At 68.1% G+C, this 2,281-nt stretch carries 2 protein-coding genes; both read right to left on the reverse strand.

Translation table 11 applies throughout. The features are described 5' to 3' along the window. Nucleotides 1-86 precede the first annotated feature (86 nt). Nucleotides 87-416 carry a hypothetical protein gene (locus tag AB0B58_RS42240; protein ID WP_360237042.1) on the reverse strand — a complete coding sequence of 110 codons (330 nt, stop codon included), beginning with the start codon at nt 414-416 and terminating at the stop codon, nt 87-89. Continuing rightward, entirely contained in the window at nt 413-2,209 is a 1,797-nt protein-coding gene (locus AB0B58_RS42245; protein ID WP_360237045.1) for an IS481 family transposase, read from the reverse strand. Before AB0B58_RS42245 ends, AB0B58_RS42240 begins: the two co-directional genes overlap by 4 nt. Nucleotides 2,210-2,281 lie beyond the last annotated feature (72 nt).

Raw genomic sequence — 2,281 nt, forward strand, 5'->3', positions numbered from 1 at the left:
TGCCGAGTCTCAGGACCTGGGTGACAGATCAGTCTCAGGACGTGGGTGACACTTCCGGCTAGATGATCTTTCTGGGTAGGTGTGGGTTAGACCGGGTAGTCCGATCGGTGGGCGTATCCCAGTGCCTCAGGGTTTACGTTCCAGTCGATGAGGAGCCTGGTCAATTCGCTCTCGTCTGCTGCGTGAGCCGTCCGAACTTCGATCATTCCGTCGTCGGGGCCGATGCACCAGTCGTTGTCGATGTAGGTGCGGTCGAACTCGCGGTGGAAGAGGTTGAAGCCGGTGGCGGATGCTGCGGCGGGCGGGTAGACGGCGATCCAGGCTCGGCACCGTGGTGTTGAGGCGGGGACCTCCGCGACCAGGAGTTGCCCTCGGCGCAGGGCGGTGAGCAGGTCGGACGGCCACGGGGAGGTCATGGGGTGATCTCAGCATCCGCGGGCAGGTCAGGCAATTCCCTGTTGCTGCGTGGCGGTTCGGGTTTGCGGGCTTTGAACCGGGCGATCGTCCTGGTGGTGGTGCGGATGACTTCGGTGAGGAGTTGGTCGCCGTCGTAGACGCGGAAGGTGGTGTCGGCTTCTTCGACGGCGACCGTTTGGCCGGCGTGCCCGATGCCGACCTGGATCTTCTGCCGGGCGATGCTGATGCTGCCGCGGCTGCTGACCCGCCGGTCGACGCGTAGCGCTGTGGTGGCGGGTGCGGGAGCGGGGCCGCCGGGACGAGCGTCGCGGATGCGGTGCAGCTCGGCCGGGGATAGCGGGTTGGGCAGGCTGCGCAGCAGGGTGCGGTCGCCGTCGAGCAGGTGCAGGACTGCGTGGTCGAGGCGGGCGGTGACCCGCTGGCCGGCGAGGTGGAACCCGACGGGGTGTTGGCGTCCTGCCAGGGCGAGTAGGCCACAGGCGTTGATGGTCCGCTCGACCTCGATCGCCGTGCCAGGCTGCGGCGGTGCTGGGCTGATCGGTGACGGCCCGGCCGGTCTGCCGCCGTCGGTGAGCAGGTGATGCAGCTGGGTCAGGTTGAACCGGGACGGGACCGTCTTCAGGCGGATACCCGCGAGGAGCAGATGCACGACCGTCGTGTCGGCCCACAGGGTGATCTCGCGTCCGGCGTGGACCGGGCCGAGCCAGAACTGCTGCCCGCTGACGGTCAGGTTGCCCGATGCGGGAACGGTCCTGGTCACCTCGACCGCCAGCTCCGCCGCAACCGCGGCCCGGACAGCCGATCCGGTCGCAGACGGTGAGGGCGGGCGGATTCCGTCCGCCGAGGTGGTCAGCGACGGTGGCAGCGTCAACGCGATGCCGTCGTCGGTCTTCGGACGGAACCGGTCGGCGGGAAACGCCATGTTCAGTGACTGGTGCGGCCGGTCGGTGTTGTATTCGTGGCGGAATCTGTCGATCGCGGCTTGGGCCTCCGCCACCGACGCGAACGGCGGGTGGTCATCGAGTAGTTCCCGGCGCAGGCTCAGGTGGAACCGTTCCACTTTCCCGGTGGTCGTCGGGCTGCGCGGCTTGGTGAGCCGGTGGGTGATGGCGTTCTCGCGGCAGATCCGGTCGAACATCACCTCGCCGCCGCCCTGGTTGAAGCGCGCGGTGAACTGCTTGCCGTTATCCGTCAACAGCTCGTCCGGAATGCCGTACTCCCGCAGCGCGGCGAGCAGAGCCAGGCAGACCGCCCGGCCGGTGGCCTTCGGCACCACCGCGGCGATGACACAGAACCGGGAGTGGTCATCCACCCCAGTGACGATCTTGGCCTCGGAACCGTCAGCGAGCAGGACGCCGCCGACGATGTCCATCTGCCACAGTTCCATCGGCCGGTCGCGTTCCCACCGCAGATAGTCCTCGCGGCGGCGCCGGCGCGGGCGCTCATCGACCAGGCCGTGACGGACCAGGATCCGATGCACCGTGATCCGCGACGGCAACGGTCCCGGACACCCCACGCGGCCCAGCTCGAACAGCACCCGCCGGGCACCCCACCGGGTATGCCGACGGCGCATCTCGCAGATCAGGGCTTCCACCTCGGGGGACGTCTGCGTCGGTGACGACCGGGGACGGCTGGACCGGTCGGCGAGCCCGGCAAGGCCGTCCTGTTCATACCAGGCGAGCCATCGGTGCACGGCCTGCCGGGACACCCCGAAACGAGCCGCTACGTCGGTCACCGTCGATCCGGCCCGCACGTCCAGGACTGCTTGATACCGCTGTTCCGTCACGCTGATCTCCACCAACACTCGGCGGAGTGTCACGCATGTCCTGATACCGATCTGTCACGCAGGTCATGAGACTCGACA

The sequence above is a fragment of the Actinoplanes sp. NPDC049118 genome, from assembly GCF_040648555.1.
In the GTDB taxonomy this organism is placed as follows: domain Bacteria; phylum Actinomycetota; class Actinomycetes; order Mycobacteriales; family Micromonosporaceae; genus Actinoplanes.

What these genes read in the sequence shown, in the direction of transcription:
- AB0B58_RS42240 (WP_360237042.1), bottom strand. Translation starts at nt 416, where the DNA reads ATGACCTCCCCGTGGCCGTCCGACCTGCTCACCGCCCTGCGCCGAGGG.